Source organism: Rhodoferax sp. ZS1R8 (assembly GCF_056521325.1).
Genome location: NZ_JBWMBA010000054.1, coordinates 1 through 1642 on the forward strand (window position 1 = coordinate 1; position 1642 = coordinate 1642).

At 63.5% G+C, this 1642-nt stretch carries 2 protein-coding genes; both read right to left on the reverse strand.

From position 1 onward, the window contains the following. Positions 1-67: 67 nt before the first annotated feature. Positions 68-967, reverse strand: a complete 900-nt coding sequence (locus tag AC097P_RS23665; RefSeq protein WP_479612882.1) for a D-hexose-6-phosphate mutarotase — start codon at positions 965-967, stop codon at positions 68-70. Positions 968-975: 8 nt separating this feature from the next. Beyond that, positions 976-1642, reverse strand: a 667-nt coding sequence (locus AC097P_RS23670; RefSeq protein WP_479612883.1) for a glycoside hydrolase family 18 protein, incomplete at its 5' end; no start/stop codon positions are given.

A 1642-nucleotide genomic window follows, 5' to 3' on the forward strand; every position in this document is an offset into this window, starting at 1 on the left:
TGTGGCTGGCGGAATCAGTCATGCCCGCTATTGTTTCACGGGCGGGTCAGGGCATGGCCTGGCACCTTCAGGACGGCCAGGATTCCACGGACAGTGTTTGTGTCAGGCGGTGCTGGCCGCCCGGAACCAGGGTGACCACATCGCCCTGGCCTGCATTGGTGGCTTCTATACACAGAAATTCTTGCCATGCCGCATCGGGCACATCCACCATGCTGCGGGCCTGTTCTGCTCCGGGGTTCCACACCACCACCGACTGGCTGCCCTGGGTGTGGATGTGTATGCGCCGCTGCCACAGCCGGTCGTGCAGGGTGTATTGCTGCGACGGCTCGGGCGTGGCGTGTTGGTAGATGCGGTCACAGGCGGTGTTGAGCTGGAAGACGCCCTGTTGCACCGTGCCCGTGGTGCCCAGCAGTTTGTCTTCAAAGCGCAAATCTTCCAACCCGGTGACCCGCACCTGCGTGACGTCCTGTACCGCAAAATAGCTGTGCAGGGCCTGCGTCAGGCTGAAGGCGTGTGTGCCATGGTTGTGGGTTTCCAGCGTCTGAACCAGGTTTTGCCCTAGATCCATGTGCAGGGCGGCCCGCAGATGGGGGGCAAACTGCAGCAGGGGGTCGTCGGCTTGCGAAGCGCGAGAAGGTGTCAGTGTGATGCTGATCTGCTCGGCACTGTCGGCGTGGACGGTGCTGACCTCCCAGGGCCGGTTGCGCAGCGGTCCGTGTTGCATGGCACCGGGTGGCATGCCCTGTTTGCCAAACCAGGGCCAGCAAATGGGCACACCGCCGCGTATGGCAGCGGGCGCCGGACGTGATACAGGCGATAACCAAAACACCTCACGCTGGCCTTTGGGTACCCAGGACACCAGGTGGGCGCCGTGCAGGGCCACAACTGCGATCCCGTGTCGGGTCGTCATTTGCAGGCAGGCGTGGCCTGCATGCACGACAGTTTGTATGTTCGATTGCGCAGGCATGCCCAAGCTTAGCGTAGACCTTCGGCAAAAGCCCGCGAGAAGGCCAGTGAGCTGTGCTCGTTCAAACTGCTGCAGGTGGGGGATACGGCGGTCGCGCCACCTGCGCAGGGGCCATCCCGGTCCAGCGGCCAGAAGTGCAGGCCGCCCAACTGCTCTTGTCGCACCAGGCGCGCCAGGGCCGTGGCATCGGCGGGGGTGAAGATGTTCTCCACCACGTCATTGATGCCCAGCATGGCCGTGATCTCTATCTTCGCCTTGGGAATGCCGTAGCGGCTGTGCAGGTTGCGCACGGCCTGGGCTGCGGATGCGGCCATGTCGCAATGGCCATCCCGCGCCACGCGGTTGGCGGGTTTGGCGGGGCCATAGTTCATCACCATCAGGTTGATGAAATAGGGGGCGAGTTGGACCTCGCGTATCGCGGCCAGCACCTGCTGACCTTGGGCGTTGAGGCTGGCCTGGCCCGCGTTACTGGCGGCGTGGGTGGCCACGGTGAAGCTGATGCGCAGGTGCGGCCTGCGTACCTGAGCCACCTTGATACGCTGCAACAGGCTGCTCACCATCTCGGGCGTCTGGCCGGCTTCGATGTCGAAGTCGAAGCCTAGCAACATGGGTGATTCGTAACGCGCGACAAACTGCTCCATGGCCGTGTCGCTGCCGCAGGTAAAGATGTTGCCC

What these genes read in the sequence shown, in the direction of transcription:
- AC097P_RS23665 (WP_479612882.1), bottom strand. Translation starts at nt 967, where the DNA reads ATGCCTGCGCAATCGAACATACAAACTGTCGTGCATGCAGGCCACGCC.